This window comes from Mariniflexile gromovii, assembly GCF_017814435.1.
Lineage (GTDB): Bacteria > Bacteroidota > Bacteroidia > Flavobacteriales > Flavobacteriaceae > Mariniflexile > Mariniflexile gromovii.
On the sequence record NZ_JAGJCB010000010.1, the window covers coordinates 124,533 to 142,912 of the forward strand.

Consider the following 18,380-nt stretch of genomic DNA (forward strand, 5'->3'; position numbering starts at 1 on the left):
TAAAAAAATCGGTTAAACTACTGAAAAAAAGGACCTAAAGCTTTCTCTTTATAGAGCCCGTGAAGTCTCCTAGATCGTCTTTTACACTGTCCAATTCTTTTTGAACATCGGAAACAATACTAGTATCAATACCATTTTTATCAGCACTTTTGGTTATTTCGTGCTTAATATCGTTGGTGGCATCTCTAAGTGTGCGCATACCTTTACCTAAATTACGGGCAATCTCGGGTACTTTATCGGCACCAAAAACCATGACGACGATAAATAGGATGAAAGCTATTTCGGCACCACTAATAAATAAGAATGTAGTTTGTAGTATCACGATACAAATATAGTAAGTTGTTTGTTCACTTTTAAAATTAGGGCGTTAAAAAAATAAAAAAGCCAACTTATTTAGTTGGCTTTCTTTTAATATACTATTTTTTTGTTTTTGCTTTAAAATTATCAAAATCAGTTGGCAACTCTTTTTGTGGCCAATAATTATTGGTAATATCTATATCAGCAGTTTCTAAATTAGGGTCAATTTCAATGGCTGTTATTTCTTTTTCGGAGGCTATGGCTTTAGTTACCTCATTATCATTTAAGCGCCATATTTCTGCGGGATACGTTTCCACTTTTGAAGTTCCATCGGCATAACTATACTTAACAATAATAGGCATTACCAGACCTCCTGGTTTATTGAACGTAATATTATAAAAGTATTTTGGCGTTTTGATATTTTTACGTTCGGCTTCGGTAAAATTGTCCATTAGATATTCTTTAAGCGATTTTGAGTTATCTAAAAGCGTTCCCTTTTTTAGTTCTGCTTTAAATTCATCACTTCCTTCTTCAACCATATAAACCAATGGAAGTAAGTCTTTTACTGTTCTATTATTCTTCGCCAAATAATCTTTTATATATTTATTAGGTTCTGACGATACATAGTATTTTTTAACTTCTTTAATTCCTATATCAACCCAGTCGGTGGTATAAAACCAACCTCTCCAAAACCAATCTAAATCCATTGCTGAAGCATCTTCCATAGTTCTAAAAAAGTCTTCAGGTGTTGGGTGTTTAAACATCCAACGTTGTGAATATTCTTTAAATGCATAATCGAACAACTCACGTCCCATAACGGTTTCTCTTAGGATATTTAATGCGGTAGCAGGTTTGCCGTATGCATTGTTACCAAATTGGTACACATTAAGACCTTTGCTCATAATAGGTGCTATGAAATCTTGATTGCCACCCATGTATGGCACAATCAAATGGGCAGGACCACGATCGAAAGGATACGTTTTATCTCCAGGAGATAACGCTTCTGGATAACGCTTACCAAGTTCCTGCTGAGTAACATATTCTAAAAAAGTATTTAGACCTTCGTCCATCCACGTCCATTGGCGTTCATCGCTATTTACAATCATAGGGAAAAAGTTATGCCCCACTTCGTGAATAATAACTCCCATCATACCATACTTTACACGGTCGCTATAGGTACCATCTTCGTTTGGACGTCCATAATTCCAACAAATCATAGGGTATTCCATACCTTGATTTTTGGCGTGAACGGAAACGGCCTTATGGTATGGGTAATCGAATGTCATTTTTGAATACGATTGTAATGAAAGTGCGACTACTTTTGTTGACCAATCTTCCCAAAGCGGATTTCCTTCTTTTGGATACATGGAAACTGCCATGACATCTTTATCTCCTACTTTAACCGCCATCATGTCCCAAATAAATTTTCTTGAAGTGGCAAAAGCAAAATCGCGAACGTTTTCAGCTTTTAGTTTCCAAGTTTTAGTTTTATCTGAAAAACCTTTTTCTGCTGCTTCAGCTTCAGCTTGTGTTACAATTAAAACTGGTTTATCGTATGTTTTTTTAGCTAATTCATAACGATCCATCATGGTTTTAGTAAACACCTCTTTTCGGTTTATCAATTCACCCGTACCATCTAAAATATGATCTGCGGGTACTGTTATGTTCACTTCGTAATTACCAAAAGGAAGCGCAAACTCATCGCGTCCCCAAAATTGCGAATTTTGCCAACCTTCAACATCATTATACACCGCCATTCTTGGGAAAAACTGCGCTATTACATAGGCTCTGTTACCATCTTTTTCAAAAAATTCATAACCAGAACGATCTCTTAATGGAACATGATCATTTATATTATACCACCATTTTATTGAAAAAGAAAACTTCTCACCTGCTTTTAATACTTTCGGCAATTCAACACGCATCATGGTACTATTAATGGTGTATTTAAGCGCAGCACCACTAGCATCTTTTACTTCTTCAATATTAAAACCACCATCAAAAGGGACTGTTAAATGGTCTTTTACAAACTCTTCAGGTCTTGTAACTAGAGAAATTTCACTCTCCTCAATCAAAGGGCTTTTAGAATCTTTAGCGCGTTTGTTTTGGTCCAACTGAACCCATAAATATTTTAAATCGTCTGGTGAATTATTGGAATACGTAATGGTTTCAAAACCTGAAAGTTTTGTGTTTTTATCATCTAAAACAATATCCATTTTATAATCGGCCTGTTGTTGGTAATATGCTGGCCCTGGAACTCCTGAGGCAGATCGATACATATTAGGTGTTGAAAACAAATCGTACAACTGCCTAAATTTATTAGTGTTGGTATGCCCTGGTTTGCGTTCTTGTTTTTCTTGATTTTGTGAAAATAACGATGTCGATATTAAAAATATTGACAAAAAATAATACTTGAATTTTATCATTATAAATTTTTAGGCTTTAGAAAAATAACAGATTTTTGCAATAATAATTATTTTATTGTTACAAAAAACCAAAAATCACGAAGAATAATAAAATAATTAACTTTTATTTAGTTGAATTTTAACAAAGCACTTCTATTTTGAGTAATAAGAATAACGCTTTTTTGTTTGGAATTAATTTTTGTTTTAATGATGTTTTGTTGGTCACTAAACAAATCGAATAAGACTTCATTGCTAATTTCGAAAGATTCAATTTTTTTAACACCTTCAATTTCTAAATAACATTTAACCAAGTCTAAATCATATTCTTTACCAACAAAAGTGAAATTTACTTCTTTATTATTAATCTTTATTTTTATTTTTTCATTTAAATAACGTTCTATGTACAAATTGGCATTGCTTGGTTCATTTTCACCTCCCAAAGTTATGGATTCATCGTAACGTGTTCTCAATAATTTTTCAAAATCATCAATAAAAATTCTAGTAATTATTTGTACCGATTGTTTGTTTTGTACAAACTCTATTTGAGTGACACTTATATAGTATTTATGAAAGGCGGTGAATGCAAAAAGCGGAATTACCAACAGTATTAATAGACGTTTCATGTGGGTCAATCTAAGTATTTGTTTATGCTAAAGTAGTTATTTTACGGGGTTTTATTCAAAAAGCATTCCTAAATCAAGGTTCACTTGCTTTCAAATTTTCCATATACTGTTTGTACTTGTGTCTTAAAAAGATTAAAATTTTGAAATCGGTTTCATTTTTACAGTATTTTATAAAGTTTTCATCATCGGCACAGAAATAAAAGAAATCCATTCTAAAGTCTTCATCCAAGGGATTGGAGACAAAAAAATCGTTAGCCAACCTACCTTTAATACTCTGCATAAGTGTTTCAGCTTCTTCTAATCTTACCCGTGCCTTAAGCATTTTTGTTCGTCCTGAAATAGCATTTATAATTGCTGTTGCCGACACAGAACCGCCTGCACCATTTAACGAACCTCCCGCTTTTGGACTAAAACTTGATGCTTCACTTAACCGTCGTTCACTTTGTGTTGCTGGTTTACCTGTATAACCTGGTATGCCAACATCATAAAAATTAATGGGAGCATCGCCTTTAACATTCTTTATATCTGAAAGTAAATTTCCCGTTAGCACCTTCCCTATTATCACCTCATCCAATTCGTTAATTTGTTCATCTAGAGTAACTCTAACAGCTTTAAACAATATCATATTTCTATCTACAACCACCTGTTTTGGTTGAAATTGCACCGATGAAAAACTTAGTGTATCATGTAAACTTACCTTAATTTTAAATTCACCTTTACTATTTGTAATGGTAAAAACTTGTGCTGTTTTATTAATAACATGAATATTTTCTATATCGGCTTTACTATCTACTTTTCCTGAAATCTCGACTGTTTGTGACAGCATCAATTGGCAAAAGCAAATAAAGAAAACGGCAATACTCCCTTTAAAAATTGACATATTTTTGGTTTGGCGCATAAAGAACGCTTACAAACTCTTAAATAAAATGAAAAATGAATTTAAACTTTTGTTAAAAAACAGATTCTATAAGAAATATTACTTTTTTGAATTTAAAAATTCGGTGCTTTTATTATGAAGAAATTCCAAAAACCGCATTTCATTTCCATAATTAAGCAGGGAATAATCAAATTTTTCATCTTGCACAAAATGAATAAATTCTTCAACACGGTGTTCAGGAATATTAAAATTATCAATTAAAAACTCAGAACCAAAATAATACTTAATGGCTTCCACGGGCACTTCTGGAATTCCTTTTTCCTTTTTATCAGAAGCTTTGGACCTAAATAATGGCAATAACAATTGATCGACTACATTTACAACGTTCAGACCATTTATCATAGTCATACGGGGTGATGCAACCGCTATGTTTTCTACTTTTGTTTTTTCATCTGGTTGAAACTCAAATTCATCTTTGTGCTTAATTCCAAAATACAAAGCATCCAATTTTGGAGTAAACTGTTTGGTCTTTTTTAAATCGACATCCAAATTACCTGATAGTTTACTTGGTAAAATAACAATTTCATCCAACTTGTTAATCTCCTCTATTAAAAAGATTTTCATTTTTTTGGAAGCAACAATAGCTTCATTAACTTCAAATTTTAAGTTTTGAAACTGTAAAGCACTCACCTCTATAACATCCTTTAACCTTACAGCCAATACAAACTCGCCGTTTTCATCGGTTACGGTGCCTTTATTAGAAGATGCATTGAAAATAGTAATACCATAAACATCGTTACTTTCAACTATAATTTTACCTCTAACCTCAAAACGTTTATAATCTTGGGAAAAACCAGTAAAACTTAGTACACAAAAAACTATTAGTAGTATTTTTTTCATGCGTTTATATTTATTTGCTTTGGACGGATAACCCGAGAGCTGTGAGTCATTCCATTAGTTAACCAAATTTTGATATGCTCATCTCATATCTTAAAAATAACACATTACCTTCAATTTTACTTGAAAATTCATAGAATATTTTGTTTAAAACAATAATTAGTTAGTTTTACTTTATAAATAAGTTTCAATGAAAAATTTAATTATCGCCAGCACATCAACCATTCACGGAAGTGGCTATTTAGAGTATATTTTAGAAGAACTAGCTGTTTTTTTTAAAAACTCAAACAGCATCCTATTCATTCCATATGCAAGACCAGGCGGTATTTCACATGATGATTACACAAAAATAGTAGCAGAAGCATTCGCTAAAATAAATAAAACCGTAAAAGGCATTCACGAATTCGAAAACCCCACAGAAGCCATAGAACATGCACAGGCCATTTTTGTAGGTGGTGGTAACACCTTTGTTTTAACTTACCACCTATATAAAAATAATTTAATTGAAACTTTACAAACAGCGGTAAAAAATGGCACACCCTACTTAGGTACCAGTGCAGGAAGCAACATTTGTGGCCTTACCATAAAAACCACCAACGATATGCCCATTGTGTACCCACCAAGTTTCAATGCTTTGGCGTTTGTGCCCTTCAATATCAATCCGCATTATCTAGACCCCGATACCAACAGCACCCACATGGGCGAAACCCGCGAAACCAGAATTAAAGAATTTCATAATTTCAATACTCCTCCCGTAATAGGCTTACGCGAAGGCAGTTGGTTACAGGTAGAAGATAATTCCATCATTTTAAAAGGAACATTAAATGCTCGAATTTTCGAATATAACAAAGCACCTTACGAAGTAGCGCCAGAAACCCAACTCAATCATTTAAAATAAAATTTGGGCGTGCCATTTCAAATGCCTAGCAATCATGAATACATTGTTTTAAAATAATATCCATGAGTAATCCCTCACGCAACTACCAGCCATAACCAGTTCTAACCAAAAAAAAAAAACAAACTGTTTTGCATAAAAAAAGCCCCATATTTCTATGAAGCTTTTAGAGCGAGAGACCGGGTTCCCTTCGTCTCCGCTCAGGATAAACTTCTCACCCTAATCCTCAAATTGCAATGAAACTTTACGGCACAAAAAAAGCCCCATATTCCTATGAAGCTTTTTAGAGCGAGAGACCGGGTTCGAACCGGCGACATTCAGCTTGGAAGGCTGACGCTCTACCAACTGAGCTACTCTCGCATTTCCGGGGCAAATATATAAAAATGGTTTCTTACCCCGCAAGAAAAAATCATAACTTTTTTAAAAAATGATACCCCAATATATTAAAGCCTTCATTGTAATAAAATTTATGCGAAGCATAGTTGGTTGTGTAGGAATTCAATTCAACTGTTTTGCAACCTTTTAGCTCGGCATAATTATAAATCCATTCAAAAAACTTTTTACCTAAACCTTTGCCCCTAAAATCTTCATCTATGTATACATGGTCCAGTTCCACGCTTTTGCCTGCATAATGCCTGGTGCAAAACCAAAGTCCACAAATACCAATTAGTTTTTTATCGTTATAAATACCTGCACACTCATAATTTTGATTGACTATTTCAGAAAATCGTTCTTTTAAAACATCTAACGACACTTTATAATCGTTTAATTTTTCTACTAAAGGGAGTATTGTATTGATTTCATCTTTTTCAATAATTCTAAACATAAAAGACATTCCTGTTTTTTTTAGTGAAGATAATTAATTTCAAAATGTTCAACTTATCAAAAAGTAAATTTGTTTAAGTTTGAATTTCATTTCGAATCTATCAAATTTTGAATTATACAATAAAACACATATCCGCTACTGAAGCCTATGCAGTTAGACACCCCGTTTTAAGAGCAGGCAAACCTATAGAATCCTGCATTTTTGATGGCGATGATTTTGAAACTACATTTCATCTAGGAATATTTACTAAAAACCATTTGGTTGGCGTTTGTTCCTTTTTAAAAAATAATCATGAGTTATTAACTGAAACTTCACAATATCAACTTAGGGGAATGGCCGTTTTGAGCGAATACCAAAGTCTCGGCTTGGGTAAATTAATTTTAAACCATGGGGAGGTCCTGTTAACAGCACAAAACATTCAAATTATTTGGTGCAATGCCCGAGAAATAGCTGTAGATTTTTATAAAAAAATGGATTATAAAATTGCAGGAGAAGCTTTCAACATTAAAGACATAGGCTTGCATTACGTTATGCACAAAACTTTAAAAACAAAAAAACCCTGAAATTCAGGGTTTTTAAAGTGACTAACTCAAAATAATTATATGTATAATCTAATTATTTTTTTGACAATGCTTCTTCAATTATGGCATATGCATCGGTAGCACCGTGTAATTTTGCATAATCCGCAGCTGTTTTTTCCTTGTCAGATTTAGCTTTTAAATCGGCTCCTTTTGCAATCAAAAGTTGTAAAATTTCAGTTCTGTTATACTTGGCAGCATACATAACTGGGGTCATGCCGTTGGATTTTTGATTTACATCTTCGCCCAACGACAAAAGCTTTTTAACAGTTTCTATATCGCCTTTAGCAATAGAAACACAAAAAGAATTTACTTTGAATGCTTTAACTACGTTGTGATTTTCAACGTTAAAATTAGCTGATTTTGCATTAACAGTTCCTAATGAGAAACATAACGCGATTGCGGAAAAAATGATTGTTTTTTTCATGATGAATGATTTTGTTTTGATTAATGATTTATTTAAGAGACGACGAAAAACCATATCTGTTACACAAAAAATATTTTATAACATATTTTTAACGTTTAATTCACATATTTTTAACGGATTCATTTTTTTTTAAACTTCTTATAAAAATCAGCAGCTTCAAAGGTTTTCAATTCATTTTTCAACAGTATTAAATCAAACTTCAGTATCTTTGGTTTCTGTTAAAAATGTTAAAAACAATGAATAAAAAAGTCATCTTAATGATACTTGACGGATGGGGTAATTCTCCAGACCCGAAAGTTTCCGCAATCGATAATGCTAACACACCTTTTATAGATTCTTTATATAAAAAATACCCATATGCCACTTTAAGAACCGATGGTTTACACGTTGGTTTACCCGAAGGGCAAATGGGAAACAGTGAAGTTGGCCACATGAATTTAGGTGCTGGCCGAATTGTATATCAAGATTTGGTAAAAGTTAATTTAGCAGTTGAAAACAAAACTTTAAACACCGAAAAAGTATTGGTTGATGCCTTTTATTATGCCAAAACCAATAATAAAGATGTTCATTTTTTAGGTTTATTAAGCGATGGTGGGGTGCACTCACACATCAACCATTTATTTGGTTTAATTGATGCCGCCAATGATTTTGGACTTAAAAACACATACATACATGCTTTTACCGATGGGCGTGATGTAGACCCAAAAGCTGGGTTTGGCTTTTTAACTTCTTTAGAAAACCATATAGAAAATACCAACACCAAAATAGCCACTGTAACTGGTCGTTACTACGCTATGGATAGAGATAAACGTTGGGAACGTGTTAAATTGGCTTACGATGCCATGGTAAACAGTATTGGAGAGAAATCTACTAATGTAACAAAAACGATTCAAAATAATTACGAAAACGATATTACAGATGAGTTCATCAAACCAATTATAATGGTGGATGCCGCTGGAAATCCGGTTGCAAAAATTAAGGAAGATGATGTGGTTATCTTTTTCAATTTTAGAACAGATCGTGGACGTGAATTAACCGAAGCCTTGTCGCAAACCGATTTTCATGAACAAAACATGCACAAATTGAATTTGTATTATGTAACGCTTACAAATTATGATGACACCTATAAAAACGTTAACGTTATTTTCAATAAAGACAACTTAACGGAAACCTTAGGCGAAGTTTTAGAGAAGCACAACAAAAAACAAATCCGTATTGCTGAAACTGAAAAATACCCACACGTTACGTTCTTTTTCTCTGGTGGGCGTGAAGAACCATTTAAAGGCGAAACCCGTATTTTACGTAATTCACCAAAAGTAGCTACTTACGATTTACAACCAGAAATGAGCGCTTATGAATTGCGTGACGCCTTAATACCTGAATTACAAAAAGGAGAAGTAGATTTTGTGTGTTTAAATTTTGCTAATGGCGATATGGTTGGGCATACCGGCGTTATGGAAGCCGCCATTAAAGCTTGCGAAGCGGTTGATGTTTGCGTAAAAGACGTAGTAACAACGGCACTAGAAAACAACTACACCACTATACTTATAGCCGACCATGGTAACTGCGAAACTATGATTAACCCAGATGGTTCACCAAACACAGCACATACCACAAACCCAGTTCCTGTAATTTTAATTGACAACGATTTAAAATCTATTAAAGATGGTGTATTAGGCGATGTTGCCCCCACTATTTTAAAACTTATTGGGGTTGAACAACCAGCAGCTATGTCGCGACATCCTTTAGTTTAAACATTAAGAAAATAAATTATTGTATTTTTGTCATTTAAAATAAGCTCCAACTTTAAATGAAATTTACCGAACACCTAATTATCGCTGTCGATTTTGATGGAACTATTGTTGAAGACGCCTATCCTCAAATAGGAAAACCAATGATATTTGCTTTTGAAACGCTTAAAAAACTTCAGGAAAAAGGACACCGTCTTATTTTATGGACTTACAGAAGTGGTGCTAGATTGGACGAAGCTGTTAATTTTTGCGAAGAAAACGGTGTGCATTTCTATGCAGTAAACAAAAGTTTCCCTGAAGAAGATTTTAATAACAGCATGAGCAGAAAAATTCATGCTGATTTATTTATTGACGATAGAAATATTGGTGGTTTTTTAGGCTGGGGAGAAATTTATCAGATGCTTACCAATACCAATCCACCAATACCAGAAAAGAAAAAAAGTATTTTTGACTTCTTCAAGTAAATCAATCCAAATATCCAAAAGCCATTATTAGCATTTTAAGTATCTTTGCCATTATTTTTCAAGTATGATTGTAGTAAAAACAAAAGAAGAAATTGAATTAATGCGCGAAAGTGCCTTAATAGTATCTAAAACTTTAGGTGAAGTAGCCAAAGCCATTAAACCTGGTGTAACTACTTTACAACTCGATAAAATTGCAGAAACCTGTATTAGAGACCATGGAGCTATCCCTGGTTTTTTAGGGTTATATGATTTTCCAAACACGCTTTGCATGAGTCCGAATACACAAGTTGTACACGGTATTCCTAATAATACACCTTTAGTGGAAGGCGATATTATTTCTATTGATTGTGGCGCCTTAAAAAATGGTTTTTACGGCGATCATGCCTATACATTCGCCGTTGGAGAAATAGACCCTGAAACCGAAAAACTACTTCAGGTTACTAAAGAATCTTTATACGTTGGTATTCGCGAATTTAAAGTGAACAATCGTGTTGGTGATGTTGGTTATGCCATTCAAAAATACTGCGAAGAGCATGGGTATGGTGTTGTGAGAGAATTGGTTGGCCATGGTTTAGGAAAAAAAATGCACGAAGATCCTGAAATGCCAAACTACGGCAAACGTGGTAGAGGCAAAAAATTCGTAGAAGGTATGGTTGTTGCCATTGAACCCATGATCAATATGGGAACACACCGTATTAAACAACATAATGACGGGTGGACTATAACTACTTTAGATAATAAACCTTCTGCACATTTTGAACATGATGTTGCCATTGTAGATGGAAAACCAGAATTACTTTCAACCTTTGCCTATATTTATGAAGCGCTTGGAATTACTTCAAATGAAGAGGATGAGTTTAGACAAAAAGTTTTAGTGCTTTAATACAAATGAAACATATAGAATTTATTGAAAAAGAGCTCGAAACCTTAAGAGTTCAACTCAACAATCATAAACTTTATAGTGCTTTAAAATCGATTAACGATGTAAAAATATTCATGGAGCAACACGTTTTTGCTGTATGGGATTTTATGTCGCTTTTAAAAGCACTTCAAAACCATTTAACAAGTACAACACTTCCGTGGACGCCAGCTGCCAACCCTTCAACAGCAAGATTTATAAATGAAATTGTTTTGGGTGAAGAAAGTGATGTTAATGAATTGGGCGAACCCAAAAGCCATTTCGAAATGTACTTAGATGCGATGCAGCAAATACATGCAAACACACAGCAAATTGAACATTTTGTATATTACTTAAAAGAAGGTTACACTATAGATGAGGCGGCTATAAAAGTGAACATGCAACAGGTAACACTAAAGTTTATACAGTTTACTTTTGATGTTATAAAAACCAACAAACCACACCTTATAGCTTCAGCATTTACCTTTGGAAGAGAAGATGTAATTCCGGATATGTTCTTTCAAATTATCAATCAATCAAAAACCAATGATAATTCCTATAGCAAATTAACCTATTATTTGAATAGGCATATAGAATTAGATGGTGATGAACACGGGCCCCTTTCACTAAAAATGATTGAAGCCCTGTGCGGAAACGATGCTACAAAATGGAAAGAAACACTAGAAATTGCTAAGCAAGCTTTAAGTTATAGACTTTTACTTTGGGATAGCATTGCCAATTCAATAAACAAACCTATAGAAGTTGTAGCTTAAAACACTTGAAAAGAATCTTCAAAATTATATTAAATAGCATCCCAAGGCCTTTACTCATTAGGTTAAGCTATATTATTCGACCAGTTTTAGCATTTATTTTAAAAGGCAATACTTTTACCGATCCTATTGATGGAAAAAGCTTTAAAAGTTTTTTACCTTACGGATATGGCAAACAACGTAACAATGTACTTTCGCCGTCTACTTTAAGTTTAGAACGCCACCGGTTACTTTGGTTGTATTTAAAAAATGAAACTAAGTTTTTCAATTCAAAAGAAACATTAAAAGTGCTTCATTTTGCACCTGAGCAATGTTTTTTAAAACGCTTTAAAAAGCTTAAGAATTTAGATTACACCACAACCGATTTACTTTCGCCTATTGCCGATGTGAAAGCCGATATTTGCAACCTACCATTTACAGATAACACTTATGATGTTATTCTTTGCAACCATGTGCTGGAACATATTCCGGACGATACCAAAGCAATGCAAGAATTATATAGAGTCATGAAAGTTGGTGGTATGGGTATTTTTCAAATTCCGCAAGATTTGAATAGAGCGATTACTTTTGAAGATAACACCATAACCGATAAAAAAGAACGTGCAAAAATATTTGGACAATACGACCATGTACGTGTTTATGGAAGAGATTATTTTGACAAGTTAAGGAGTGTTGGTTTTAAGGTTGAAGAAGTTGATTACACTTCTAAACTATCAGAAGTAGACATAACGAAATACTGTTTAGCTAAAGGCGAAATTATTCCAGTAGTTTACAAATAACACTTTATTTAACTCTTAGGAAAACCGTTTAATGACAAGGTTTCCAATTGCTTTTTATCATTTTCAAAAATAAGAAACACCTTAAGTTCTGGATGTGTTTTTAAAAAGGCTTTCACTTTTTCTATTCCCATAGCTTTAAAAGCTGTGGCATAAGCATCTGCGACCATACAATTTTCGGCAATTACAGAAATACTTAAAAGATTGGTTTTACTGGGGTAGCCTGTTTGTGTATCTATGATGTGTGCATACCTGTTACCATCACTATCTACTTTAAACTTTCTGTAAGTACCCGAAGTTGCCATGGCTTCATCATGTACTTCAATAGCTTCTAAAATGGATTGTTCACCATCAAAATGGGGCATTTCAATACCTATTTTCCAAGGTGATTTTTTTTCAACATTTTCTCCTCTTGCACGTATTTCACCCCCTATTTCAACTAGGTAGTTTTTTATGTTTTTACTTTCTAAAAATTCACCAATTACGTCAACACCATAACCTTTTGCAATGGCATTAAAATCCATAAAAGTTCCTTTTGGTTTTATAATTTTATTACCTATTCGTTTAACCTTATTCAACCCAACCGATAGCATTAAACTATCAATTTTTAAACTATCTAGATTCACAATTTTTCCTTCTGGACCAAAATTCCAAGCATTTACAACAGCTCCAATAGTGGGGTCGAAAATACCTTCGGTTAAGTTATAAATTTCTTTTGAAGCTTCGAAAACTTTAATAAAATGTGTATCTACAAGACTATCTTCATTTCTATTCAATTTAGAAATATAAGAATCGGCTTGATAGGTAGACATCGATTTGTTTATCACAAAAAACAAACTATCAAACTGATGTTGAAAATTAATTTCAGAATTATAAATAATGGAATAACTGGTACCAAAAACAGGACCAGAAAGTTTCGTATTTATTGGGTTATGTTTGCATGAAATGAAAAATAACACAGCTAAAAGAAAGGTAAACTGTTTCATTTTCAATTCAAATTAGTTTCTAGAACTTGAATACCATTATATTCCAACAAGTAATCCTGGTTTAAATAAATCGGCAATTTTTCGCCAGCAATGTTTCCTATACCAACACCTGCATAAAGTACTTTGGCATCTTTTTCCCGAGCATGTTTTTTGAAAGCTTCCATCCAAATAACATCATAATTATTGGGGTTATCGGGTAAAATAACAGCTCTCACAATTACAAAATAATATTGCTTGTTTTTATCGATGCAAACGAATTGCGGATGCTTTTTAAGCTTACTGTTAATGGCAATAAACTCAAAACCACGTTGTTCTAAGTCTTTCCCAACATGGTTCATCGCTAAATTATGTAATTCTTGGTCTGTAAGTGCTTTACTCATACTACAAAAGTAATAAAAAGTAAAAATTATGATAACATTTTTTAATTGTTTCGATATTACTTAAAACCATGGTTATCAAATGTAAATCTAATTTCAATAAAACCACCAATGGTATATTTTACTCAATCAACTTTAATTTTATAACCTATTTAAGTTATCTGGTCTTTAAAGGGACTTTAATCAATGTGTAATTTGAAGGTAATCAAAAAAAAATATGATAATCTAAAAGTATACTTGTAATAAATTCTATGAATAATATTGCTTGAATGGAGTCAAGAAACGCTTCCATTTCAGACCAGAAACAGGTTTCAATTTTAAAACAACAGATAAAATAACAGTAAATTAATTTTCATAAATGTGAGATTATCCTTAAAATTTGTATATTTAATACAGTTATTAATCCTATTATGAATGCACTCAAAACAGAAAGTCAGTTTCAACTTATTACTGCTATAAAAACTAATAATTCGGAGGCGTTAAAATCGTTTTATACATCAAATTATAAAAATTAGAAGCGTTAATATTAAATAACAGTGGTGTTATAGATGATACCAGAAACATTTATCAAGAGTCTTTTATTGCGGTATGGAATAATATTAAAAATAATTCGTTTATTCCAATAAGCGAAACTGCTACACATGGGTATTTATATGCCTTTGCAAAAAATTGGATGGATACTGAATGTTAAAAAAATTATAAGTGCATGAAAAAATTATGCACCATAGTTTTAGCCTCAAAACAATAAAAAATTGAAAGATAATAGCAACATATCACAAGAAATTATTGAAGCCATAGAGCGTTATCTTAACGGCACTATGGAAGCCGATGAATTAAAAGATTTTAATGATTATCTTAAAATTGATGCTGAATTTAAAGCGCAAGTTAATGAATATAAGCGCAAGTTTCAAGATATTGAGCCACAAGCATCAAATGAGCAATTGGAGGCTTTTCATGACGAAATTCCAAAAACCGATGCTCCACAAAAGGCTCCGAAAAAAGGCCGTTATCTTTTTTTTAGCAAAGTTGCAGCGGCAGCGGCCATACTTATAGCCATTGGTAGTATTTGGTTTTTCAGTGAATCTCCCAATCAAAAAATTTATGCTAAATACTTTAAACCAGATCCAGGGTTGGCAACTACTAAGAATAAAACAATTAATTTTGAATTTTATGATGCTATGGCAGATTACAAACTTGGAAATTACAGTTCAGCCATTGCTAAATGGTTAGTTTTAGGAGAAAACAAACCTGAAAAGGATACTTTAAACTATTTTATAGGTATGGCACATTTAGCCAACAAAAACATAAACGAGGCCATTCCCTTTTTAGAAAAAACTATTGAAACCACAAATCCTGATTTTGCATTTTTAAGCAACGCCTACTTTTACTTAGGATTGGCATACATAAAAAATGGTAATTTGAACTTGGCAAAAAAGTACCTAACTTTAAGCAAAAACGACACTAGTAAAGAAGTATTGAAAAATTTAGATTAAAAAAATTATAGAGTCGTTTTATAAATACATATCAGAAGAATTTACTAACAAAAGCATTGCGCAAACCTAACTAATTATATTGCAAAATTGGAAAGCAGAACAATAGCGTTGTAATATTGAGCTATCATAGTGCTAATTAGTGCATTATTGGTTATTTAATTCTGTTTTTTTCAAAACATTTAAAGTCTTTTATCACACCCAGTAGCCAATTAAAAAATCCTGAAATTTATATTTAATATTTGAACATTAAAATTGTTTAACTTTAAAAACTCTAAACAACTTTAAGATTAAAATGACTAACCATCCCGTTTCAAAAAAAATAGGTTTATTTCTTGGCCCTATTTTATTTATTATTGTTCAACTTTTACCTTTTGATATTATTTCCAACAATGCTGATACTGTTATTGCTACAGCGTTGTGGATGGTTTGTTGGTGGATTACCGAAACGGTGTCCATTTCAGTAACGGCTTTATTACCGCTATTGCTCTTCCCTATATTTAAAGTGATGTCTATTGACGCAGTTGGCGCTAACTATGGAAGCCCTATTGTGTTCCTGTTCTTTGGTGGTTTTGTGTTGGCTTTAGCTATTGAAAAAGTGAATCTTCATAAACGAATTGCTTTAAACATCATAAAAAAAACAGGCACCACCCCCAACAAAGTCATATTAGGTTTTATGATTGCTACCGGGTTTATGAGCATGTGGATAAGCAATACCGCCTGTACCGTTTTTATGCTACCCATAGCCTTATCGGTAATACATTTACTTGTTGATGATGCCGATGGTTTTACAAAAAACGACCAAAATTTTGCCATTAGTGTTATGTTGGGTATTGCGTTTGCCGCCAATGCTGGCGGTATTGCAACCGTTATAGGCACACCACCAAACTCCATTCTAATTGGTTTGCTAGAAAACGAATACAACATTGAAATTTCGTTTTTTAAATGGATGGTTATCGGATTGCCCTTTTCAACACTTTTAATAGCTATTATTTATTTTGTAATGACCCGATGGTTTTTCCCAAATAAGGGTTTGAAATTTAATGCTTCAAAGGATGTCATTGATTCTGAATTAGAAAAACTAGGAAAAATTTCACCCAAAGAAAAACAAGTTTTAATCATATTTAGTGCGGTTGTTTTTCTTTGGATTTTTAGAACGCTTATCAACTCGCTCATTCCTAATATTGATTTGTCCGACACTATGATTAGTATTTTTGGAGCCTTAGCTTTATTTACAATTCCATTCAATTTAAAAAAGGGTGATTTTATTTTAGAATGGAGTGATACTCAGAAGTTAGCTTGGGGCATTTTAATTTTATTTGGAGGTGGTTTGGCATTGGCTAACGGCATGTCTACCAGTGGTATTGTAGATATTATTGCAGCAAAAATTTCAACAAGCGATATTAGTATTTTACTAACAGCTACACTTTTAATTACCTTAATGTTGTTTATGACCGAATTAATGAGCAACGTTGCTTTAACAGCCGTTTTAGCGCCCGTTGTGGCAGGTATAGCCATGGGGTTAAACATTCCTGTACTTTACCTTTTAATACCGGTTACCATAGCCAGTAGTTGTGCTTTCATGTTACCTATGGCAACACCCCCAAACGCCATTGTATTTGCTAGTGGTTATATAAAAGTGAGCCAAATGGCCCGTATTGGGATAGTTATTAATTTAATTTCCGCTTCGCTTTTAATACTTATGTTTCAATTTGTTATTGGTTGGGTGTTCTAATTTTTAGGATAAGTCTTAATTTTTCAATAACTTAGAAGTAAAATTCTTTGGCCATGAAAACTTCTAAAAGGCTAGATTTAGCCATAAAAAAACTTTATAATGCATTTCATAATAACGCATTGCACCCTGAATGTTGCAAACAATGTGCGGTTGGAAACATATTAGATAACAAAGACAGTTGGAAGCATCTATCAGACCACCATGGCGCTACACAATTAAATTATGTTGGAAATGTGCATCAAGCATTAGGCAGAAAATTTAATGGCTATACCCCTTTAGAATTGTTACAAATTGAAGCCACTTTTTTAAAAGCTTGCGGTTACCAACTGCCACTTCACCATAAAAACAAAAAACCTAAGAATCCTACTGATAAAGATATATTGTTTACTGGATTAACCGAAGTAATTACCTTACTGCGCAAATTGGACAACATTCCGAATATTATGGATTATACTGCGTTATTAAAAACACAACCAAAACATGTATTGATTTGATTTTCTGATTTTTATGCAATTTCATCTTTTCAATTAAAAAAATAATTACATTTACAAAGTCCCATTCTAATGCTTTTGTCACTTCAAACCAAACAAGCATATGAAAACAAACATTTTAATTTTGGGCACCTTATCTTGTGCACTTTTAGTTGCTTGCAATTCAAAAGAAAAAGATAACAAAACTAAAGAATTGTACGAACCTACAACAGCTATTGAAGATCCGATAGAACGAGGCGGATACCTTCTTAACTCTAATGGCTGTCATGATTGCCACTCACCTAAAAAATTTACAGAAAAAGGTATGGAACTGGATCCAGAACGTTTGCTATCTGGTCATCCTGCCGATGAAGAATTACCTCCCTATGATGAAAAAACAGCTAAATCGTATGTTCTTTTTTCAATGGGGCTTACTTCTACCAAAGGACCTTGGGGTACTTCATTTGCAGCTAACTTAACACCGCATGCTACCGGTATTGGTACATGGACAGAAGACCAGTTTGTAAACTGTATAAAAAAAGGCTTGTACAAAGGCTTAGAGGGAAGTAGACCGCTGTTACCTCCAATGCCTTGGGAGCAATATGCTAATTTTACCGACGATGATTTAAAGGCTATTTTTGCCTATCTAAAAATCATGAAACCTGTGAAAAATATTGTACCCGCCCCCATAGCTCCAAAAATGAATTAATTATTATGTCTAGTCCTAAATAACCGATACAGATTATTAAAGGATTAAATTTATAAATTAAAGCTGAACAATGTTATCATTGTTCAGCTTTTTTGATTTGTATTGTTTTCTTTTCAATTGATTTTGTTC

The 18,380-nt window shown here is 33.1% G+C and carries 20 protein-coding genes and 1 tRNA gene; 11 read left to right on the forward strand and 10 right to left on the reverse strand.

Annotated elements, in window-relative coordinates:
- Positions 1-34: 34 nt before the first annotated feature.
- The 5 genes from J8H85_RS11590 to J8H85_RS11610 all read right to left on the reverse strand — a co-directional run bounded on the left by J8H85_RS11590 (position 35) and on the right by J8H85_RS11610 (position 5,102).
- Entirely contained in the window at positions 35-322 is a 288-nt protein-coding gene (locus tag J8H85_RS11590) for a Sec-independent protein translocase subunit TatA/TatB (protein WP_209655359.1), read from the reverse strand.
- 94 nt (positions 323-416) lie between these two features.
- Positions 417-2,723 (reverse strand): M1 family metallopeptidase, encoded by a 2,307-nt coding sequence (locus J8H85_RS11595; protein ID WP_209655360.1) that lies wholly within the window; start codon positions 2,721-2,723, stop codon positions 417-419.
- Positions 2,724-2,830: 107 nt separating this feature from the next.
- The gene (locus J8H85_RS11600; RefSeq protein WP_209655361.1) at positions 2,831-3,325 is read right to left on the reverse strand and encodes a DUF6702 family protein; all 495 of its coding nucleotides are present in this window, start codon (positions 3,323-3,325) and stop codon (positions 2,831-2,833) included.
- A gap of 73 nt (positions 3,326-3,398) precedes the next feature.
- Entirely contained in the window at positions 3,399-4,205 is an 807-nt protein-coding gene (locus tag J8H85_RS11605; RefSeq protein ID WP_209655362.1) for a carboxypeptidase-like regulatory domain-containing protein, read from the reverse strand.
- Positions 4,206-4,301: 96 nt separating this feature from the next.
- Entirely contained in the window at positions 4,302-5,102 is an 801-nt protein-coding gene (locus J8H85_RS11610) for a carboxypeptidase-like regulatory domain-containing protein (RefSeq protein WP_209655363.1), read from the reverse strand.
- A 187-nt stretch (positions 5,103-5,289) separates the two neighbouring features.
- Between J8H85_RS11610 and pepE the strand changes: the two genes are divergently transcribed.
- Positions 5,290-5,997 carry a dipeptidase PepE gene (gene pepE, locus J8H85_RS11615; RefSeq protein ID WP_209655364.1) on the forward strand — a complete coding sequence of 236 codons (708 nt, stop codon included), beginning with the start codon at positions 5,290-5,292 and terminating at the stop codon, positions 5,995-5,997.
- Positions 5,998-6,281: 284 nt separating this feature from the next.
- Here the strand turns inward: pepE and J8H85_RS11620 are convergent.
- Positions 6,282-6,354, reverse strand: a tRNA-Gly gene (locus J8H85_RS11620).
- A gap of 49 nt (positions 6,355-6,403) precedes the next feature.
- The gene (locus tag J8H85_RS11625) at positions 6,404-6,829 is read right to left on the reverse strand and encodes a GNAT family N-acetyltransferase (RefSeq protein ID WP_209655365.1); all 426 of its coding nucleotides are present in this window, start codon (positions 6,827-6,829) and stop codon (positions 6,404-6,406) included.
- A gap of 98 nt (positions 6,830-6,927) precedes the next feature.
- Between J8H85_RS11625 and J8H85_RS11630 the strand changes: the two genes are divergently transcribed.
- A complete protein-coding gene (locus tag J8H85_RS11630) occupies positions 6,928-7,383 on the forward strand; it encodes a GNAT family N-acetyltransferase (RefSeq protein WP_245243797.1) in 456 nt (151 codons plus the stop codon).
- Positions 7,384-7,435: 52 nt separating this feature from the next.
- On the opposite strand, the gene J8H85_RS11635 is transcribed toward J8H85_RS11630, so the two are convergent.
- Positions 7,436-7,825 carry an ankyrin repeat domain-containing protein gene (locus J8H85_RS11635; protein ID WP_209655366.1) on the reverse strand — a complete coding sequence of 130 codons (390 nt, stop codon included), beginning with the start codon at positions 7,823-7,825 and terminating at the stop codon, positions 7,436-7,438.
- Between the two features lie 236 nt (positions 7,826-8,061).
- On the opposite strand from J8H85_RS11635, the gene gpmI reads away from it, so the two are divergent.
- The 5 genes from gpmI (at position 8,062) to J8H85_RS11660 (ending at position 12,487) form a co-directional block, all read left to right on the forward strand.
- Positions 8,062-9,579, forward strand: a complete 1,518-nt coding sequence (gpmI, locus tag J8H85_RS11640; RefSeq protein WP_209655367.1) for a 2,3-bisphosphoglycerate-independent phosphoglycerate mutase — start codon at positions 8,062-8,064, stop codon at positions 9,577-9,579.
- A 56-nt stretch (positions 9,580-9,635) separates the two neighbouring features.
- The gene (locus tag J8H85_RS11645; protein ID WP_209655368.1) at positions 9,636-10,040 is read left to right on the forward strand and encodes a BT0820 family HAD-type phosphatase; all 405 of its coding nucleotides are present in this window, start codon (positions 9,636-9,638) and stop codon (positions 10,038-10,040) included.
- Positions 10,041-10,104: 64 nt separating this feature from the next.
- Positions 10,105-10,923 carry a type I methionyl aminopeptidase gene (gene map, locus J8H85_RS11650; protein WP_209655369.1) on the forward strand — a complete coding sequence of 273 codons (819 nt, stop codon included), beginning with the start codon at positions 10,105-10,107 and terminating at the stop codon, positions 10,921-10,923.
- Positions 10,924-10,928: 5 nt separating this feature from the next.
- On the forward strand, positions 10,929-11,711 hold the full coding sequence (locus tag J8H85_RS11655) for a DUF3050 domain-containing protein (protein ID WP_209655370.1): 783 nt from the start codon (positions 10,929-10,931) through the stop codon (positions 11,709-11,711).
- Between the two features lie 5 nt (positions 11,712-11,716).
- The gene (locus J8H85_RS11660) at positions 11,717-12,487 is read left to right on the forward strand and encodes a class I SAM-dependent methyltransferase (protein ID WP_209655371.1); all 771 of its coding nucleotides are present in this window, start codon (positions 11,717-11,719) and stop codon (positions 12,485-12,487) included.
- A gap of 8 nt (positions 12,488-12,495) precedes the next feature.
- On the opposite strand, the gene J8H85_RS11665 is transcribed toward J8H85_RS11660, so the two are convergent.
- Positions 12,496-13,470, reverse strand: coding sequence for an FAD:protein FMN transferase (locus J8H85_RS11665; protein ID WP_209655372.1), 975 nt, complete (start codon positions 13,468-13,470; stop codon positions 12,496-12,498).
- Positions 13,471-13,472: 2 nt separating this feature from the next.
- The gene (locus tag J8H85_RS11670) at positions 13,473-13,850 is read right to left on the reverse strand and encodes a Na(+)-translocating NADH-quinone reductase subunit F (RefSeq protein WP_209655373.1); all 378 of its coding nucleotides are present in this window, start codon (positions 13,848-13,850) and stop codon (positions 13,473-13,475) included.
- Between the two features lie 749 nt (positions 13,851-14,599).
- Between J8H85_RS11670 and J8H85_RS11675 the strand changes: the two genes are divergently transcribed.
- The 4 genes from J8H85_RS11675 to J8H85_RS11690 all read left to right on the forward strand — a co-directional run bounded on the left by J8H85_RS11675 (position 14,600) and on the right by J8H85_RS11690 (position 18,251).
- Positions 14,600-15,340, forward strand: a complete 741-nt coding sequence (locus J8H85_RS11675; protein ID WP_209655374.1) for a tetratricopeptide repeat protein — start codon at positions 14,600-14,602, stop codon at positions 15,338-15,340.
- Between the two features lie 292 nt (positions 15,341-15,632).
- Entirely contained in the window at positions 15,633-17,072 is a 1,440-nt protein-coding gene (locus J8H85_RS11680) for an SLC13 family permease (RefSeq protein WP_209655375.1), read from the forward strand.
- Between the two features lie 53 nt (positions 17,073-17,125).
- On the forward strand, positions 17,126-17,566 hold the full coding sequence (locus J8H85_RS11685) for a Na(+)-translocating NADH-quinone reductase subunit F (RefSeq protein WP_209655376.1): 441 nt from the start codon (positions 17,126-17,128) through the stop codon (positions 17,564-17,566).
- 100 nt (positions 17,567-17,666) lie between these two features.
- Entirely contained in the window at positions 17,667-18,251 is a 585-nt protein-coding gene (locus tag J8H85_RS11690; protein ID WP_209655377.1) for a diheme cytochrome c-553, read from the forward strand.
- Positions 18,252-18,380 lie beyond the last annotated feature (129 nt).

Excerpts from the sequence above, each read along its gene's own strand:
- J8H85_RS11595 (WP_209655360.1), bottom strand. The coding sequence starts at position 2,723 with ATGATAAAATTCAAGTATTATTTTTTGTCAATATTTTTAATATCGACA.
- J8H85_RS11600 (WP_209655361.1), bottom strand. The coding sequence starts at position 3,325 with ATGAAACGTCTATTAATACTGTTGGTAATTCCGCTTTTTGCATTCACC.
- J8H85_RS11605 (WP_209655362.1), bottom strand. The coding sequence starts at position 4,205 with ATGTCAATTTTTAAAGGGAGTATTGCCGTTTTCTTTATTTGCTTTTGC.
- J8H85_RS11610 (WP_209655363.1), bottom strand. The coding sequence starts at position 5,102 with ATGAAAAAAATACTACTAATAGTTTTTTGTGTACTAAGTTTTACTGGT.
- pepE (WP_209655364.1), top strand. The coding sequence starts at position 5,290 with ATGAAAAATTTAATTATCGCCAGCACATCAACCATTCACGGAAGTGGC.
- J8H85_RS11625 (WP_209655365.1), bottom strand. The coding sequence starts at position 6,829 with ATGTCTTTTATGTTTAGAATTATTGAAAAAGATGAAATCAATACAATA.
- J8H85_RS11635 (WP_209655366.1), bottom strand. The coding sequence starts at position 7,825 with ATGAAAAAAACAATCATTTTTTCCGCAATCGCGTTATGTTTCTCATTA.
- gpmI (WP_209655367.1), top strand. The coding sequence starts at position 8,062 with ATGAATAAAAAAGTCATCTTAATGATACTTGACGGATGGGGTAATTCT.
- J8H85_RS11645 (WP_209655368.1), top strand. The coding sequence starts at position 9,636 with ATGAAATTTACCGAACACCTAATTATCGCTGTCGATTTTGATGGAACT.
- map (WP_209655369.1), top strand. The coding sequence starts at position 10,105 with ATGATTGTAGTAAAAACAAAAGAAGAAATTGAATTAATGCGCGAAAGT.
- J8H85_RS11655 (WP_209655370.1), top strand. The coding sequence starts at position 10,929 with ATGAAACATATAGAATTTATTGAAAAAGAGCTCGAAACCTTAAGAGTT.
- J8H85_RS11665 (WP_209655372.1), bottom strand. The coding sequence starts at position 13,470 with ATGAAACAGTTTACCTTTCTTTTAGCTGTGTTATTTTTCATTTCATGC.
- J8H85_RS11670 (WP_209655373.1), bottom strand. The coding sequence starts at position 13,850 with ATGAGTAAAGCACTTACAGACCAAGAATTACATAATTTAGCGATGAAC.
- J8H85_RS11680 (WP_209655375.1), top strand. The coding sequence starts at position 15,633 with ATGACTAACCATCCCGTTTCAAAAAAAATAGGTTTATTTCTTGGCCCT.
- J8H85_RS11685 (WP_209655376.1), top strand. The coding sequence starts at position 17,126 with ATGAAAACTTCTAAAAGGCTAGATTTAGCCATAAAAAAACTTTATAAT.
- J8H85_RS11690 (WP_209655377.1), top strand. The coding sequence starts at position 17,667 with ATGAAAACAAACATTTTAATTTTGGGCACCTTATCTTGTGCACTTTTA.